The sequence below is a fragment of the Pseudoramibacter alactolyticus ATCC 23263 genome, assembly GCF_000185505.1.
Lineage (GTDB): Bacteria > Bacillota > Clostridia > Eubacteriales > Eubacteriaceae > Pseudoramibacter > Pseudoramibacter alactolyticus.
This window is the reverse complement of record NZ_GL622382.1, coordinates 1-575: the sequence shown is the minus strand read 5'-3', so window position 1 is coordinate 575 and position 575 is coordinate 1. Positions and strand designations below refer to the sequence as shown.

Annotated in this window: 1 protein-coding gene; it reads left to right on the top strand. The window is 54.8% G+C overall.

All coding sequences use genetic code 11. The features are described 5' to 3' along the window. On the top strand, positions 1-575 hold a 575-nt coding region (locus tag HMPREF0721_RS11260), incomplete at both ends, for an ABC transporter substrate-binding protein (protein WP_006599922.1).

Below are 575 nucleotides of genomic sequence, written 5' to 3'. Positions count from 1 at the left end.
GTCGCTCAAGAACGAAAAGTTCACGCCCTACTTCAAGAAGCTCGTCAAGTCCTTTGAGAAGGAACATCCCGGAACAACGATCAAGTGGGTTGACCAGCCAGGCGAGGGCTATGAGGAGAAAGTCCAGCAGCAAGCCACCGCTGGACAGCTGCCCGATGTCATTAACATACCGCCGAACTTCGCGTGGCAGCTCCTCAAAGCCAACAAGGTCATGGACCTCAAGAAGGCTGACGCGGCAGCCATCAACACATATATCAAGGGCGGCATTGACGCCTACACCTACGACGGTTACGACGGCGTCTACGGGTACCCGTGGTACCTCGGCACCGACCTGAACTGGTGGAACACCGAAGCCTTCGAGAAGTACGGTCTCGATCCCAAGAAGTTTCCGACCACACTTGATGAGCTTTATGCCCAAGCAATTACGATGACCGAGAAATCCCACGGCACAATGCCCCTCATCTCCATCGCACCAGCTCTCGGTGATCTTGCCGCCCAGGGCGTCAAGGTCTACAAGGACGGAAAATTCACTTTCAACACCGACCAGGCCGTCGAGATCATTCAGAAGTATGTCG